Source organism: Pseudomonas sp., from assembly GCF_048269965.1.
In the GTDB taxonomy this organism is placed as follows: Bacteria; Pseudomonadota; Gammaproteobacteria; order Pseudomonadales; family Pseudomonadaceae; genus Aquipseudomonas.
In genome coordinates, this window is the sequence record NZ_JBLWTV010000001.1 from 252278 (window position 1) to 266299 (window position 14022).

The following is a 14022-nucleotide window of genomic DNA, read 5'->3' on the forward strand; positions in this document are numbered from 1 at the left end:
TTTTAACGCAGTGATGGCAACGCAGGTAGTTTTTAGAGTTGCCCGTCAGAGCTTGCCGTCGACGGCCATTTCTATGTAGCTCGGGTCGAAGCGCAGCTTGATGTTGGCGCTGTCGCCGGTGCTCACGCCGCCCGCGAAGGTCATGCCGATGGCGTCGGCACTGCGGGCGCCTTCGCCGAGGATGCCGTGCTCGAAGCTGAAGTTGGCGACCTTGGTCATGGTCTCGGGCAGGGCCGGGCTGGTGACGAAGTCCAGGGTTTGCTTCGGCGTGTAGAACAGCTTGGTGGTCGCCAGTTGCGCCTGGTAGCCGGCCAGGTCGGTGCCGGAGGCCTTGGCCATTTCGGTCAGGGCTTCGGTGGCTTCGGGCGTGCCGGACTGCATCAGTTCGAGAATCTCGAACCAGGCGCCGACCAGGGCTTTGCCGAAGTCCGGGTTGTCCTGCAGGGTCTGGGTGTTGACCACCATCATGTCGAGGATTTCACCGGGGATCTTCGAGGAGTCGAACACCTGGGTGCTGCCGGGCTGGGCGACAATCTCGGCGAGCATCGGGTTCCAGGTGGCGGCGGCCTGGACGCTGGAGGTGGTATAGGCGGCGATGATGTCGGCGTCGGAGGTGTTCACCACCGTCACGTCGCGCTCGCTCATGCCTGCCGACTCCAGCGCTCGGGCGAGGAAGTAGTGGGAGACCGACAGCTCCACCAGGTTGACCTGCATGCCTTTGATGTCGGCCAGGGTCTTGCCCTCGCCCTTGATCAGCAGGCCGTCGTTGCCATTGGAGTAATCGCCGACGATCAGCGCGGTGCTGTCCACGCCACCGGCGGCGGGGATGGTCAGGGCGTCCATGTTGGTCATGGTGCAGCCGTCGAACTGGCCGACGCTGTACTGGTTGATGGATTCGACGTAGTCGTTGAGTTGCACGACATCGATGTCGATGCCGTATTTCTTCGCCCATTTGTCGATGATGCCGGAGGTGCTGGCATGGCCCCAGGGCATCCAGCCGGCGTAGAGCGTCCAGCAGACGCTGAAGCTGTCTTTCTTCTCGGCGTGAGCGCTGAAGCTGAGCACCGCGGCCAGACCGGCAGCGGCGAAGGAGAGCAGACGGTACTTGCGCATTTGGAACCTCCAGTCTTGGTGAGTACGGGCAGGAGTCGCGGCACGTTTCGAATCGTTCGAAAGGCGCGTTCTCCCGGGCTTTTATCCCGCCGTGTAACCTCACTGGAGGTCGATGACTCTCGGACCAGCACTTGCCGGGCAAGTCGGAACCCTAGTCATCCATTTCGCAAATTGTGGTGCCGCGATTCCGGGAAAACCCGGTTGAAACCTGCACACTCAGGCAGTAGCGAATAGCGTGCCAGCTCGCCGAAGCCCGTGGCTGGGCGCTCTGGCGATGCTGTTTGCGGTTTGCGTGCTGCCTGATGGGGCCTGAGTAGCGTTCATTGCACCGTTCGGGGGCGATTCGGCCCGTGGCATCGCAGCTTGGCGGCATTATGGCGGTGGCATGGAAATCGCTATCGATCCTGCTGCAGGGACGGCCTTGCTGCTGCCCTCGGGACGACCCGACCCGCTGCTCGTCTGGACGACCAGGTAACTCACTTGTTCAAGGGAGATTGCCATGGCGCATACCCATTTCACGTCCATTCCTCTGATCGACGTTGCCGGCCTGTATGCCGACGACCCTGCCCAGCGTCAGCGCGTTGCCGATGAGCTGGGCCGCGCGGCTCGCGAGGTCGGCTTTCTGCAGATCATCGGGCACGGCATTTCGCGTGATCTGCGCGACGGGCTGATCCAGCAGGCGCGCCGCTTCTTCGCTCGCCCGCTGGAAGAGAAGATGCGCTTCCATATCGGCCAGTCGGGCAACCACAGCGGTTACGTGCCGGAAGGCGAGGAGCAGTTCGTCGGCGGCAGCAAGGACCTGAAAGAAGCCTACGACGTCAATTACGACTACACCGAGGCGGCCCAGGTCTATCCACTGCTGGGGCCGACGCAGTGGCCGGACTCGGCGGACTTCAAGCGCGAGGTGGGCGCTTACTACCGGGCGGCGCTGGCGCTGGGCGACACGCTGTTTCGTGGCTTCGCCCTGGCGCTGGGGCTGGCCGAGGACACCTTCGCCGGCATCACCCGGCAACCCACCAGCCAGCTGCGCATGATCCATTACCCGCTCGATCCCGACCCGGTGGCTGACCGTCCTGGCATCGGCGCGCACACCGACTATGAGTGCTTCACCATTCTGTTGCCGACGGCCGAAGGCTTGCAGGTGCTCAACGGCGACGGGCAGTGGATCGACGTGCCGCTGGTCGAGGACGCCTTCGTGATCAACATCGGCGACATGCTCGAAGTGCTCAGCAACGGCCATTTCGTCGCCACCTCGCACCGCGTGCGCAAGGTCAGCGAAGAGCGTTTCGCCTTCCCGCTGTTCTGCGCCTGCGACTACCCGACGCGCATCGCGCCGATTGCCGGCCTGCCAGCCCGTGGTGAGCGTGTGTATGCGCCGGTGAGTTGTGGCGATCACCTGTTCGCGCAAACCGCGCAGACCTTCCGCTACCTGCGCGAGCGCCTGGAGGATGGTTCGCTGCAACTGCCGGATGGTGCGGCGGGTTTGTCCAGTTTCGGCCCCTCCAGTGTCGGTCAAGGCCGCCGGGAGGTGATGGCATGAACCTGCTGGAACTGGCGGCACATTACCCGCAGCGCGCCGAGGGGGGCGTACCGGACTGGATGCTCGGGCACTTTCGCCGGCGCAGCATCAGCTTCGCCGATGGCCGCAGCGACCAGCGTACCCAGGTGCACTGGCTGCAAAGCCGCACCTTCACCATAGACCTGCGCCTGCCGGACGCGCCCGCGCTGCCGCTACGGGCCTGGCAGGACTACGACGCCGCCGAGCTGCGCGTGCTCGCCAACCATGAAGGCTGGGTGGCCGACAGCGTCTGGGAGAACGGCTATCTGAGCTGGCACGGTGGCGTGTCCCTGCAACTGCACAACCGCTGGCCGGAGCCGGCGCAGTTGCAGCGCATCGGCAATTGCATGATCGAGTTCGGCACCAGCGGCGCCTATGTCGAGGACTGGCGTTTGCAGGCCAGCAGCGGGCCGTTGATCGGCCTGCGCCTGGTGGAGGAATGCGACGCCGAAAGCGGCGAGGTGCTGCAGCGCGGTGGCGGCCTGATTCTCTGTGGCGAGCAGCTTGGTTGGGTGCAGGGGCGGGCGATTGAGCCGGGTGAATCAGCGCTGCAACTGCGCGAGCGCGCCGAGCTGGCGCGCGGGGATGGCGAGGCCCTGGCCGCGCTGTTCGACTGCGAGACCTCGCTGGCCTACGCCGATCGGCAGGGACGTTATCAGGTGGCGCTGTCCACGCTGCCGGCGCGGGTGGGGCAGAGCATCTCGCTGGAAGGCTTCGAGCTGCCGGGCGCGGGGCGCGTCTGCCAGCACCTGCAACGCGCGGATGGCCGTGCAGTGGTGCGGACGTTCATCATCGATACGCTGGAGCCGGACTGGCGCGCAGACCCGGTTACGCCTTGTACTGATGAAGCGCAACGCTGGTTCGCTGCGGAAGGCGAAACGCTGTCGCGGTATCTGGAGCTGTTGAGTTAGTCAGACGGTGACCGTCTGATTGACCGCTGAAAAGCTCGCCGCTGAAGCGCCTCCCACGGTTTGGTTCCGGTCGATTCGTGGGAGGGGCTTGAGCCGCGATGGTGTCACTGTAGAGTTGGTGCGCACGGCGCACCCTACGGGATCTCGCGCGGTTTGCGCGTCGTAGGGTGCGCCGCGCGCACCGAATACGCCGAGATACGCTACATCTCAGGTCCGTAGCCCGGATGCAATCCGGGGCAAATGTGCCGGTGTTCCCCGGATTCCATCCGGCTACCGTTCGTTGCGCGCGGCGATACGCTCGGCCAGCTCGCTGGGCAATTGCGCTTGCGCCCGGCGCGCTTCGTTCAGCGGGATGTCGTAGGTGATGCGCGCGCCATAGGCGTTGGGCGCCTGCGGGTCGTGGCGCACTTTGTCGAACACCAGCAGGCGGGTGCCGAGGCTGAAGCCTTCGGACAGGTCGTGGGTGACCATGAACACGGTGAGGCGGGTTTCCTGCCACAGCTCCAGCAGCAGCGCGTGCATGTCCTTGCGAATGCCGGGGTCGAGTGCGCCGAACGGCTCGTCGAGCAGCAGCATGCGCGGTTGCATCACCAGTGCCTGGGCGATGGCCAGGCGTTGCTGCATGCCACCGGAAAGCGCGCTGGGGTATTTGTTCAGGGCATGGCCGAGGCCGACCTTGGTGAGGATTTCGGCGGCGCGCTCGCGGGCTTCGCGCTTGGCTGCGCCGAACAACCGACCCAGCAGCTTCGACTTCGGCAGTTCCAGGCCCAGAGCGACGTTGTCCAGCACGCTCAGGTGGGGGAATACCGAGTAGCGCTGGAACACCACGCCACGGCTCGGATCGGGTTCGTTGGGCAGTGCCTGGCCGCCCAGCAACAGCTCGCCACGGCTCGGGCGTTCCTGGCCGAGCAGCATGCGCAGGAAGGTGGATTTGCCGCAGCCGGAGGCGCCCACCAGGGTGCAGAATTCACCCTCGTCGACCCTGATGTTGAGGCGTTCGAGCACGACCAGGTCACCGTATTCCTGCCACAGGTTGCGCGCCTCGATAAAGGCGGCTTTCGCTGTGTTTGCAGGGGCCGTACTGGAGTCGCTCATGGCAGGTTCACTCAGCGGGACGATGTGTTGGCTGAACAGGGTCATGCCTTGCCTCCTTCATGCCAGGGGAAGCACAGGCGCAGTACCTGGCGCAGGCCCAGGTCCATCAGCCAGGCCAGCAGGGTGATCCATACGACGTAGGGCAGGATCACGTCCATGGCCATGTAGCGGCGCACCAGGAAGATGCGGTAGCCGAGGCCGTCGGTACTGGCGATGGCCTCGGCGGCGATCAGAAACAGCCAGGCCGAACCGAGCATCAGGCGCAGCGAGATCAGCAGGCGCGGCATCAGTTGTGGCAGCACCAGGCGCAGGATCAGCGTCCAGGAGTTGGCGCCCAGGGTCTGCGCCTTGATCAGCAGTTCGCCGGGAATCTCGCGGGCGCGCTGTTCGATGTCGCGGGCGATGCAGGGGGTGATGCCGATGACGATCAGCATCACCTTGGACAGCTCGCCGAGGCCGAAGACGATGAACAGGATCGGCAGGATCGCCAGCGGCGGAATCATCGACAGCACCGTGAGCAGCGGCGACAGCGGCGCGCCGAACAACGGCACGCTACCGGCGGCGATGCCCAGCACCAGGCCCAGCAGCGCGGCGATGCCAAGGCCGAGCCCCAGGCGCTGCAGGCTGGAGGCGGTGTCCTGCCAGAACAGGTATTGGCCGCTGCGCTTGTCTTCGCTGAAGGCCAGGCGGTCGATGGCATCGACCATCTGGCTGGCGCTGGGTAGCAGCTTGTCGTTGGGGTTTTCGGCCAGGCGGCTGGTCGAGGCGCTGAAGTAGATGAACAGCAGCAGGGCGAAGGGCAGCAGGATCAGCAGCAGGCGGCCGCTGCGATCCGGGTGGCGGTTGATCAGGCGCATGGATAGTCCTCGTCGGGCCTGGAACGAAATGCGTGCGCAGCTAGCAAGCGCAAGAGCGCGCTGGTTTCGGGCCGTTGGGGGTGACGGCTGGTTGCCGCTGATGCGAGTGGGGCGTACCCATGATGAACCTCCAGTTTGACAGGGGCGGGCAGGAGTTCGCGGCGGTCCCCATGAATGGGGCGCGTTCTCCCGGGCTTTTGTCCCGCCGTGTAACCTCGCTGGAGGTCGCTAGCTCTCGGACCAGTCGCTCGCCTGTGGCGAGCCGGAACCCTAGCCGGCTATTGGCAAATTGTGGTGCCGCGATCCCGGCGAGCCGGGGTGTTCCTGCACACAGGCTCCGTAGCGAACATCGTGCCAGCTAGCCGAGGCGCCTATCTGGCGGGTTTCGTCGCTGCTTATCGCTGCAGGTGCGCGTTATTGGTGCGGCCTGTGATTGGTTTGCTGTGCGATGGGGCGTTACAGCGCCCCTTCGGCGGCCAGCTCCATATAGCGATGGTTGAAGCGCAGCAGAATGCGCTGCGGGTTGCCCAGCGGCTTCTCGCCGCTGAATTCGATACCCAGATTGGTCAGGCCCATGCCGCTCTTGCCCAGCAGGCCATGCGCATCGGCAAAGCGCGCGACCCGTTGCATGAGGTCCGGCAGCTTGCCGGTGCGCGCGAAGTTCAGCGCGCTGCGCGGTGAGTAGAACGAGCGCAGGGTGCCCAACTGGGCGTCGAAGTCCTGCACGCTGGTGTCGGCGGCGGCTGCCATTCTGGCCCTGGCTTCACGCCCGGCCGGGGTGGGCAGGCCGAGCAGGCGCTGGGTCTCGAACCAGGCGCCGGTCAGCGCGCGACCGAACTCCGGGTGCTGGGCAAGGGTCTGGCTGCTGACCACGGTGAGGTCGAGGATTTCGCCGGGAATCAGATTGGAGCTGAACACCTGGCTGACCTCGGCCTTGCGCCGGATCTCGGAGAGGATCGGGTTCCAGGTGATCACCGCGTCGCCCTTGCCGGCGAGGAAGGCATCAGCGATTTCGGTGTCGGAGACGTTGATGATGGTTACGTCGCTTTCGTCGAGCAAGGCCCGCTCCAGAGCCCGGCTGAGCAGGTAATGCGAGACCGAGTTCTCCACCAGCAGCACGCTCTTGCCTTTCAGGTCCTGGATTCTCTGGCCGCTGCCACGCAGCAGCAGGGCGTCGGCGCCGTTGGAGAAATCGCCGATGATCAGCGCGGTGCTGTCCTTGCCGGCAGCTGCGGGAATGGTCAGGGCGTCCATGTTGGTCATGCTGCAGGCGTCGAACTGGCCGGCGGTGTAGCGCTCGATGGAAGCGACATAATCCGGCACTTCCTGCACCTGAATGTCAATTCCATACTTGTCCGCCCACTTCTTCACGATGCCCTGTTCGGCGGCGTAGCCCCAGGGCATCCAGCCGGCGAATATCGACCAGCACAGGGTGAAGGTTCTTGGCGCGGCCTGGGCTGTCGGAGCGCCAAGCAGGCAGGCGCAGAGCAGGACGGTGAGCAGGGAGCGAATGGACATGGAAACCTCGGGTCATGGACGAAAGCGGGAAAGCCGGCAGCCTGGCTGCGCGTTCTCCCGGGCTTTTGTCCCGCCGTGTAACCCCGTGGCTTCCAACCACTGCATGAGGTCGCCCACTCTCGGACCAGCCGCTCGCCTTCTGACGAGCCGGAACCCTAGTCGGCCATTACGATTCGCTACCACTGACGATCCTGTGCATGGATCGGCTTTCCGCAGTGCTGAGCAAGCGAAGGCCATGCCAGCGACAGGGCAATTGTCCTGTGCTGTTGTGGTTTTGCGCTGTCGGTCACAGCCGACGAAATGAATCGCACCTGTTGCGGGCGGCGCTGTCTGATGCGTCAGGGATCACCATCCCGGAGGCCGACATCGGTCGGCGTCGTCCCAGCGGTCACAGGAGGCCGCCATGCCCTACAAGATGCTGTTTTCCGCCCTGCTCTTGATGCTTTCCGGTTGCGCCGTTTATGGCGATGGCTACGACCGTGGCTATCACAATGGCCATGGCTATCGTTACCACGACGGCTACCGGCGCGATTACTACCCGCCGCCACGCTACTACTACGAGGAACGTCGGCATAACTACTACCCGGCTCCTCCGCGCTATGTACCGGCGCCGCCGCCGCGTCATCACTACGGCTACGATCGTCGTTATCGCGACGGCTACAAGCACCAGCAGCCGCGACATGATTATCGCCGTGACCAGCGTCGTCAGGAGCATCGCGGCGGGCAGATGCCGCGCGGCTGGGACGCCGGCCGCAATACGCAGCATCGTTACTCCAACGGGCGCAGCCACAACGAACAACGCCGTAGCGGCGAGCGCCGCTGGTAAGCCCTACCTCAATCCGCCGCGTGCCCGGCACGCGGCGTTTCCTCATCGACCCGACGAATCGCTGCGACCATGGCCTGCGCCGCTGGCGACAGGCTGTGGCCGGCGCGGCTGACCAGGCCATAGGCCGAATGCTGATGCAGGCCCTGGGGCAACAGTGGCAGCAGGGCAAGCTGAGCGCTGTGAAGTTCGTCGGCGATCACGTCCCAGGGCGCCATGCTCAGCACATCGCTGTCGGCCACCAGGCGCTTGAGCACCAGGAAATTGTCGCATTGCACGCTCAACGGCTGCGCGCGCCCGCTGGCCTGACCCAGGCTGCGTTCGACCACCTCTGGCAGCTGTGTGCCGGCGAGGGGAAAGTCGAGCAGGTCGCGCAGGTGCAGGTTGCGCCGCTGCAGCAGCGGATGAGCCGGACGGCAGAACAGCACGCCCTCGTGCACGCGCAGCGGTTCGATGTGCAACTGGGCGTCGTCCTGCAGTTCGCGAATATCGGCGACGAACAGCTCGATGGCCGAGTCCAGCAGGCTGTCGCGCAGTTCCAGCCAGTTGGCGATGTCCAGTTTCACCTGCACCCGTGGATAACGCTGCAGCAACTGCCCGAGCGCCTGCGGGATCAGGCGCGCGGCCGGGTAGGGGCCGGCGCCGAGGCGCAGTTCGCCGGCCTCCAGATTGCCCAGCTGATTGACCGCATTGCTCAGCGCCAGGCTACCGGCGAGCAGGCGGCGCGCGTGCTCCAGCACCAGGCGGCCATGGGCGGTGAGGCTGACGCCACGGTTGTGGCGATCCACCAGGGTGCAGCCGAGCTGGCTTTCCAGTGCCTGGATGCTGCGGCTCAGCGCCGGCTGACTGAGGTGCACGGCTGCTGCCGCGCGGGCGAAATGCTGGTGTTCGGCGAGGGCGACGAAGTGGCGGAGCTGGCGTAGATCGTTCATGCGCCTCCTGCATTGACTGGTCTATTCGAATGCATTGGAATTATCGGTCGGCCTTTGCCAACCTGCCAATACTCCAACAACAAGATCTTCCAACGCCATGAGCCCATTCTCTCGCTTCAGCGGCCTGTTGCTGGCCGTCGCCCTGCCATTGAGCGCCTCTGCCGAGCTGCCGGCCGAGCGCATCGAGCCCAGTATCAACGCCGAACTGGCTGCCCACACCAAGGTGTTCGCCCAGCAGCTCTATCGCGTCGCCGACAACGTCTATTCGGCGGTCGGCTGGCAACTGGGCAACGTGGTGATGATCGAGGCGCCGCAGGGGCTGATCATCGTCGATACCGGCGAGTCGGTCAGCGAGTCGCGCAAGATCATGGCCGAGTTCCGCAAGCTCACCGACAAGCCGGTCAAGGCGGTGGTCTACACCCACTTTCATCCGGATCACATCAACGGCGTGCAGGCATTCGTCAGCCGCGAGCAGGTGGAGCGCGGCGAGGTGCAGATCTACGCCCACGAGACCCTGCTGCAGAACGTGGTGGCGCAGGGCGCGCTGGTCGGGCCGATTCTCGGCGTACGTTCGGCGTACAGCTTCGGCTCCTTCCTGCCGGCCAGCGATCAGGAGGGCATGAACGCTGGCATCGGCCCGTTGGTCAAACCCGAGCCGTCGTCCTTCATCGCGCCGACCCTGACCTTTGGCGAGCGCCTGGACACCACCATCGCCGGCCTCGACGTGCAGTTTCTGCACGTGCCCAGCGAGGCGCCGGACGAGATCACTCTGTATCTGCCGGCCAACCGTGTGCTGATCAGCGCCGAGGTCGATCAGGGCCCGACCCTGCCGAACATCCACACGCTGCGCGGCACCCAGTTCCGCGATCCGGTGCAGTGGGTCGAGAGCCTGGACAAGCTGCGCGCCTACCAGGCCGAGTACATGGTGCCGCTGCATGGTCGGCCCGTCAGCGGCCAGGACAAGGTCGAGGAGGTGCTGCGCATGACCCGCGATGGCATCGCCTATATCCACGACCAGACCGTGCGCTGGATGAACAAGGGCCTGACGCCCGACGAGTTGGTGGAGAAGGTCAAACTGCCGCCGCATCTGGCCGGCTACACGCCCTACCTGCGCGAGTACTACGGCACGGTGAAACACAGCGTGCGGCAGATCTACAACGGTTACCTGGGCTGGTTCCAGGGTGACCCGGCAGACCTTGACCCGACGCCGCCACGGCAGCAGGCCGAACGCCTGATCGCCCTGGCCGGCGGTCGTGAAAAACTGCTGCTGGAAGCCGGCAATGCCTACCTCAAGGGCGACTATCAGTGGGCTGCCGAATTGTCCGGCTATGCCATTCGCGTCGACCACGAAGACATGCTGGCGCGCGAGATCAAGGCGCGCAGCTTCCGCAAACTGGGCTATGCCAGCATGAACATCAACTGGCGCAACTGGTACCTGATGAGCGCCATGGAGCTGGAGGGCAAGCTCGACGGCGACGTCATTCGCCAGCGCTCGGTGGAGATGCGCAAGGTCTTTCTCTCACCGGACATGGTGCGCAGCTTCACCCCGCAGAGTTTCCTGCAGAACTGGGTGACTCGCATTGATCCGGCGAAGGCCGGCGATCTCGAGTTGACCCTGGGCTTCAGCTTCCCCGACGTGGACGAGCAATGGGCGCTGGAGGTTCGGCGCGGCGTCGCGCAGCTGCACAGGGGCATTCCCGAAGGCACCGCGTTGCGCCTGAGCATGGACAAGCGCTTCATGGAAACCCTGTTGACCGGTGAGGGTGGCCTGGTCAAGGGCGCGCTGCTCGGCGACGTGAAGGTCGACGGCAACCTGCTGGAGATTCGCCGCTTCCTCAACTGTTTCGACTTCAGCGACGAGGCGTTCGGCCTGACCCTGCGTTAGCGGCGCGACAGGCTCCCTGTAGGGTGCGCCATGCGCACCAGCCTTGCCGGGAAAGGCCCCCGTGCGCGCGGCGCACCCTACGGCGGCAGCGCGACAGGCTTCGTGTAGGCTGCGCCATGCGCACCAGCCTTGCCGGGAAAGGCCCCGGTGCGCACGGCGCACCCTACGGCGGCAGTGCGAGAGGCTTCGTGTAGGCTGCGGCGCGGCTGTGCTTGTATGCGCACTGGCTGCAGGCGCTATTCCACGAACAACTGCTGCACCACCGAGAAATCCTGCTTGCCCTTGCCCTGCTTGAGCAGCAGGCGGTAGAGCTGCAGGGCCAGGGCGCCCATCGGTGTGCTGTTGCCGCTGTGGCTGGCGGTTTCCTGGGCCAGGCCGAGGTCCTTGGCCATCAGTTCGGCCATGAAACCGCCGCTGTAGCCTTTCGATGCGGGGGCGCTTTCCATCACGCCGGGCCAGGGGTTGTACTTCTCCAGCGTCCAGTTGCCGCCGGAGCTCTGCCGCATGATCTCGGCCAGCACCGCCGGCTCCAGGCCGTTGGCCACGCCCATGGCCATAGCTTCGGCGGTGGCGATCATCTGCACGGCGAGCACCTGGTTGTTGCACACCTTGGCCACCTGGCCGGCGCCTTCGGGGCCGGCGTGGAAGATGTTCTTGCCCATGGCGGCGAGCAGCGGTCTGGCTTTCTCCAGCGCTTCGGCTTCACCACCCACCATGAAGGTCAGGGTGCCGGCTGCCGCACCGCCGGTACCGCCGGATACCGGCGCATCGAGCAGAGCAATGCCGCGCTCGCGGGCGGCGGCGTGCACCTTGCGCGCCGACTCCGGGGCGATGGTCGAGCACTCGATCACCAGCGTGCCGGCGGGCAGCCGCGCAAGCAGGCCTTCATCGCCCAGGTACAAGCCTTCCACATGACGGCTGGCCGGCAGCATGCTGATCACTACCTGTGCCTGATCGATGGCGTCGGTGGCACTAGCGGCCGCCACGGCACCTTCGCCAGCCAGGGTGTCGACGGCGCTGCGCACCAGGTCGAAGACTGTCAGCGGATAGCCCGCCCTGAGCAGGTTGCGGGCCATGGGCAGGCCCATGTGGCCGAGGCCGATAAAGGCGGTTTGGGTCATGGCAGCTTTCCTTTCTCTTGGGGCGCTTCGCGCTTCGATTGTCATTGTTCGAGGATTGCGTGTGAGCTCTCCCGGAGTGCATCCGGGCTATATGTAGGGTGCGCCGTGCGCACCGAGTCGGCGCGGCATCCTAAAGGTCCGCCAACGGGTGTTCGCCCTCCCAGGCTGGCGCGAAGTGCGCTTCGACCACGGCAGCCGGGATTGCGGCCACGTCCGGCCAGTGCCAATGCGGCGTTTGATCTTTGTCGATCAGGCGGGCGCGCACGCCTTCGGGGAATTCCGGGTGGCGGCAGCAGTTCAGACTCATGGCGTATTCCATGCGAAACACCTCGGCCAGCGACAGGTGGCGGGCGCGGCGGATCTGCTGCCAGACCAGGTGCGCGGTCAGCGGGCAGCCATGGGTCAGGGTCCTGGCGGCGCGGGCGAGCTGGGCGTCGTCATCCGCTTGCAGTGCGCTGAGCGCGTGTACGGCAGCCGGCAGATCGGCGACGTCGAGCAGCTCATCGATACGCTCGCGGCGCGGCAACCATTGGGCCGCCGGCAGTTCGCCGCGCGCTTCGTTCTCCAGCGCGCGCAGCAGGCTGTGCAGTTGCAGGTCGGCTTGTTCGCGCCAGTTCAGTTGCACCAGACCTTCGAGCAGCGCCTCCTGCTGGTCGTCGCGCAGGCAGCGGTCGGCCAGGTTCAGGTCCAATGCATCGCGGGCATTGATGCTCGCAGCGGTGAGACCCAGGAACAGACCCAGGCGACCCGGCAGGCGGGCGAGGAACCAACTGCCGCCAACGTCCGGGTACAGGCCGATGTTGATTTCCGGCATGCCCAGGCGGCTGCTCGGGGTGACGATGCGGATGCCGGCGCCCTGCATCAGGCCCATGCCGCCACCCAGCACGTGGCCATGGGCCCAGCAGATCAAGGGCTTGGGGTAGGTGTGGATGCGATGGTCGAGGCGATATTCGTCGGCGAAGAAGCGTCGTGCCAGGGCCGGTATTTCGCCTGGCTGTTCGCGACACTGATTGACCAGTTGCACCACATCGCCGCCGGCACAGAAGGCCTTGGGGCCGTTGCCGCGCAGCATCACGCAGGCGATGGTCGAGTCTTCTGCCCAGGCCTTCAGGCGTTCGTCGAGTGCTTCGATCATCGGCAGGGAGAGCGCGTTGAGGCTCTTCTCCGCGTCCAGGCTGGCGATGCCGATGCGGTAGCCGTGCAGGCTGGGGCGTTCTTCGAATTGCAGGTTCATATAGGTTTCCAGCGTGGTGCGGGGCGGTTCTGGTGGATGTAAAAAGCGACATCCACCCTACGGGCCTGGCCGATTGCGGTGCGCACGGCGCACCCTACGATGCCGCGGATCATTTGTTGCGCCACTGCGGGTCGCGTTTTTCCAGAAAGGCGTTGACCCCTTCACGGGTGTCGTCGGCGTCGAACAGGTCGACGAAGCGCTCGCGTTCTTCCGGCAGCCAGGTGTTGGAGCCACGCTCGCGAGCGCCCTGGATCAGCGGCTTGATGGTGCGTACCGCCACCGGGCTTTGCCGCGCCACTTTGGATGCCAGCAGCAGGGCGGTGCCCCGTGCTTCGCCAGTGTCCACCACCTGTTCGACCAGGCCGATGCGCAGGGCGGTTTCGGCGTCGATGCGTTCGCCGCAGAGGATCATGCGCTTGGCCCAGCCCTCACCCACCAGCCAGGGTAGTGCCTGGGTACCGCCGGCGCAGGGCAGCAGGCCCACGGCGGCTTCCGGCAAGGCCATCTGTGCCTGGCGTTCGGCGATGCGGATATCGCAGGCCAGCGCGCACTCCAGGCCGCCGCCCATGGCGTAGCCGTTGATCGCGGCGATGGACACGCCGCGAAAGTCGCGCAGGGTCTCGAAGGCCTCACCGAAGCGCCGTGCCATCTCACGGGCACGCGCCTTGTCGCCATCGGCGAACATGTTCAGGTCGGCGCCGGCGGAAAAGAACTTCGGCCCCTGGCCGGTCACCACCAGGGCGTAGACCTCGTCGTCACGGTTGAGATGCTCGACCACCTGCTTGAGACCGATCAGCGAGTCGCGGTCCCAGGTGTTGGCAGGCGGATGGTTGATGGTGATCAGCGCAGTGTGGCCGTGCTTCTCCACGGTGAGCTTGTGGGTCAGGTCGAAGATGCCGGACTTGTAGGTTTCGATGGCGGTGCTCATAGCGGTCCTCGTCAATTTTCTCCCCTCACCCATTGATGGGCGAGGGG

General features: G+C 65.4%; 12 protein-coding genes and 3 riboswitches. Of the genes, 4 read left to right on the forward strand and 8 right to left on the reverse strand.

From position 1 onward, the window contains the following. Positions 1-45 precede the first annotated feature (45 nt). Positions 46-1113 (reverse strand): putative urea ABC transporter substrate-binding protein, encoded by a 1068-nt coding sequence (locus ACN0X6_RS01205; RefSeq protein ID WP_417701411.1) that lies wholly within the window; start codon positions 1111-1113, stop codon positions 46-48. A gap of 68 nt (positions 1114-1181) precedes the next feature. Continuing rightward, a riboswitch (guanidine-I (ykkC/yxkD leader) is annotated at positions 1182-1279 on the reverse strand. A 333-nt stretch (positions 1280-1612) separates the two neighbouring features. Between ACN0X6_RS01205 and ACN0X6_RS01210 the strand changes: the two genes are divergently transcribed. Both ACN0X6_RS01210 and ACN0X6_RS01215 read left to right on the forward strand, forming a co-directional pair. Continuing rightward, complete coding sequence (locus tag ACN0X6_RS01210; RefSeq protein ID WP_417701413.1) at positions 1613-2653, forward strand: isopenicillin N synthase family dioxygenase; 1041 nt, start codon at positions 1613-1615, stop codon at positions 2651-2653. Then, a complete protein-coding gene (locus tag ACN0X6_RS01215; RefSeq protein ID WP_417701415.1) occupies positions 2650-3582 on the forward strand; it encodes a hypothetical protein in 933 nt (310 codons plus the stop codon). The genes ACN0X6_RS01210 and ACN0X6_RS01215 overlap by 4 nt, the downstream gene beginning before the upstream one ends. Before the next feature lie 270 nt (positions 3583-3852). Here the strand turns inward: ACN0X6_RS01215 and ACN0X6_RS01220 are convergent, their stop codons facing one another. The 3 genes from ACN0X6_RS01220 to ACN0X6_RS01230 form a co-directional block, all read right to left on the reverse strand. Then, positions 3853-4677 (reverse strand): ABC transporter ATP-binding protein, encoded by an 825-nt coding sequence (locus ACN0X6_RS01220; RefSeq protein WP_417701731.1) that lies wholly within the window; start codon positions 4675-4677, stop codon positions 3853-3855. 41 nt (positions 4678-4718) lie between these two features. Continuing rightward, complete coding sequence (locus ACN0X6_RS01225) at positions 4719-5534, reverse strand: ABC transporter permease (protein ID WP_417701417.1); 816 nt, start codon at positions 5532-5534, stop codon at positions 4719-4721. Between the two features lie 184 nt (positions 5535-5718). After that, a riboswitch (guanidine-I (ykkC/yxkD leader) is annotated at positions 5719-5819 on the reverse strand. Between the two features lie 171 nt (positions 5820-5990). Continuing rightward, complete coding sequence (locus ACN0X6_RS01230; RefSeq protein ID WP_417701418.1) at positions 5991-7052, reverse strand: putative urea ABC transporter substrate-binding protein; 1062 nt, start codon at positions 7050-7052, stop codon at positions 5991-5993. 52 nt (positions 7053-7104) lie between these two features. After that, positions 7105-7222, reverse strand: a riboswitch (guanidine-I (ykkC/yxkD leader). A 233-nt stretch (positions 7223-7455) separates the two neighbouring features. Between ACN0X6_RS01230 and ACN0X6_RS01235 the strand changes: the two genes are divergently transcribed. Then, entirely contained in the window at positions 7456-7878 is a 423-nt protein-coding gene (locus tag ACN0X6_RS01235) for a hypothetical protein (protein ID WP_417701420.1), read from the forward strand. A gap of 8 nt (positions 7879-7886) precedes the next feature. Here the strand turns inward: ACN0X6_RS01235 and ACN0X6_RS01240 are convergent, their stop codons facing one another. Beyond that, on the reverse strand, positions 7887-8807 hold the full coding sequence (locus tag ACN0X6_RS01240; protein WP_417701422.1) for a LysR family transcriptional regulator: 921 nt from the start codon (positions 8805-8807) through the stop codon (positions 7887-7889). Positions 8808-8904: 97 nt separating this feature from the next. Between ACN0X6_RS01240 and ACN0X6_RS01245 the strand changes: the two genes are divergently transcribed. Beyond that, positions 8905-10692: an alkyl/aryl-sulfatase gene (locus tag ACN0X6_RS01245; protein WP_417701424.1), complete on the forward strand. Its 1788-nt coding sequence runs from the start codon at positions 8905-8907 to the stop codon at positions 10690-10692. Positions 10693-10928: 236 nt separating this feature from the next. Here the strand turns inward: ACN0X6_RS01245 and mmsB are convergent, their stop codons facing one another. The 3 genes from mmsB to ACN0X6_RS01260 form a co-directional block, all read right to left on the reverse strand. Continuing rightward, entirely contained in the window at positions 10929-11813 is an 885-nt protein-coding gene (gene mmsB, locus ACN0X6_RS01250) for a 3-hydroxyisobutyrate dehydrogenase (protein ID WP_417701426.1), read from the reverse strand. 130 nt (positions 11814-11943) lie between these two features. Then, on the reverse strand, positions 11944-13047 hold the full coding sequence (locus tag ACN0X6_RS01255) for an enoyl-CoA hydratase/isomerase family protein (protein WP_417701428.1): 1104 nt from the start codon (positions 13045-13047) through the stop codon (positions 11944-11946). A 109-nt stretch (positions 13048-13156) separates the two neighbouring features. Then, positions 13157-13975 (reverse strand): enoyl-CoA hydratase, encoded by an 819-nt coding sequence (locus tag ACN0X6_RS01260; protein WP_106733009.1) that lies wholly within the window; start codon positions 13973-13975, stop codon positions 13157-13159. Positions 13976-14022 lie beyond the last annotated feature (47 nt).

Excerpts from the sequence above, each read along its gene's own strand:
- ACN0X6_RS01205 (WP_417701411.1), bottom strand. The coding sequence starts at position 1,113 with ATGCGCAAGTACCGTCTGCTCTCCTTCGCCGCTGCCGGTCTGGCCGCG.
- ACN0X6_RS01210 (WP_417701413.1), top strand. The coding sequence starts at position 1,613 with ATGGCGCATACCCATTTCACGTCCATTCCTCTGATCGACGTTGCCGGC.
- ACN0X6_RS01215 (WP_417701415.1), top strand. The coding sequence starts at position 2,650 with ATGAACCTGCTGGAACTGGCGGCACATTACCCGCAGCGCGCCGAGGGG.
- ACN0X6_RS01220 (WP_417701731.1), bottom strand. The coding sequence starts at position 4,677 with ATGAGCGACTCCAGTACGGCCCCTGCAAACACAGCGAAAGCCGCCTTT.
- ACN0X6_RS01225 (WP_417701417.1), bottom strand. The coding sequence starts at position 5,534 with ATGCGCCTGATCAACCGCCACCCGGATCGCAGCGGCCGCCTGCTGCTG.
- ACN0X6_RS01230 (WP_417701418.1), bottom strand. The coding sequence starts at position 7,052 with ATGTCCATTCGCTCCCTGCTCACCGTCCTGCTCTGCGCCTGCCTGCTT.
- ACN0X6_RS01235 (WP_417701420.1), top strand. The coding sequence starts at position 7,456 with ATGCCCTACAAGATGCTGTTTTCCGCCCTGCTCTTGATGCTTTCCGGT.
- ACN0X6_RS01240 (WP_417701422.1), bottom strand. The coding sequence starts at position 8,807 with ATGAACGATCTACGCCAGCTCCGCCACTTCGTCGCCCTCGCCGAACAC.
- ACN0X6_RS01245 (WP_417701424.1), top strand. The coding sequence starts at position 8,905 with ATGAGCCCATTCTCTCGCTTCAGCGGCCTGTTGCTGGCCGTCGCCCTG.
- mmsB (WP_417701426.1), bottom strand. The coding sequence starts at position 11,813 with ATGACCCAAACCGCCTTTATCGGCCTCGGCCACATGGGCCTGCCCATG.
- ACN0X6_RS01255 (WP_417701428.1), bottom strand. The coding sequence starts at position 13,047 with ATGAACCTGCAATTCGAAGAACGCCCCAGCCTGCACGGCTACCGCATC.
- ACN0X6_RS01260 (WP_106733009.1), bottom strand. The coding sequence starts at position 13,975 with ATGAGCACCGCCATCGAAACCTACAAGTCCGGCATCTTCGACCTGACC.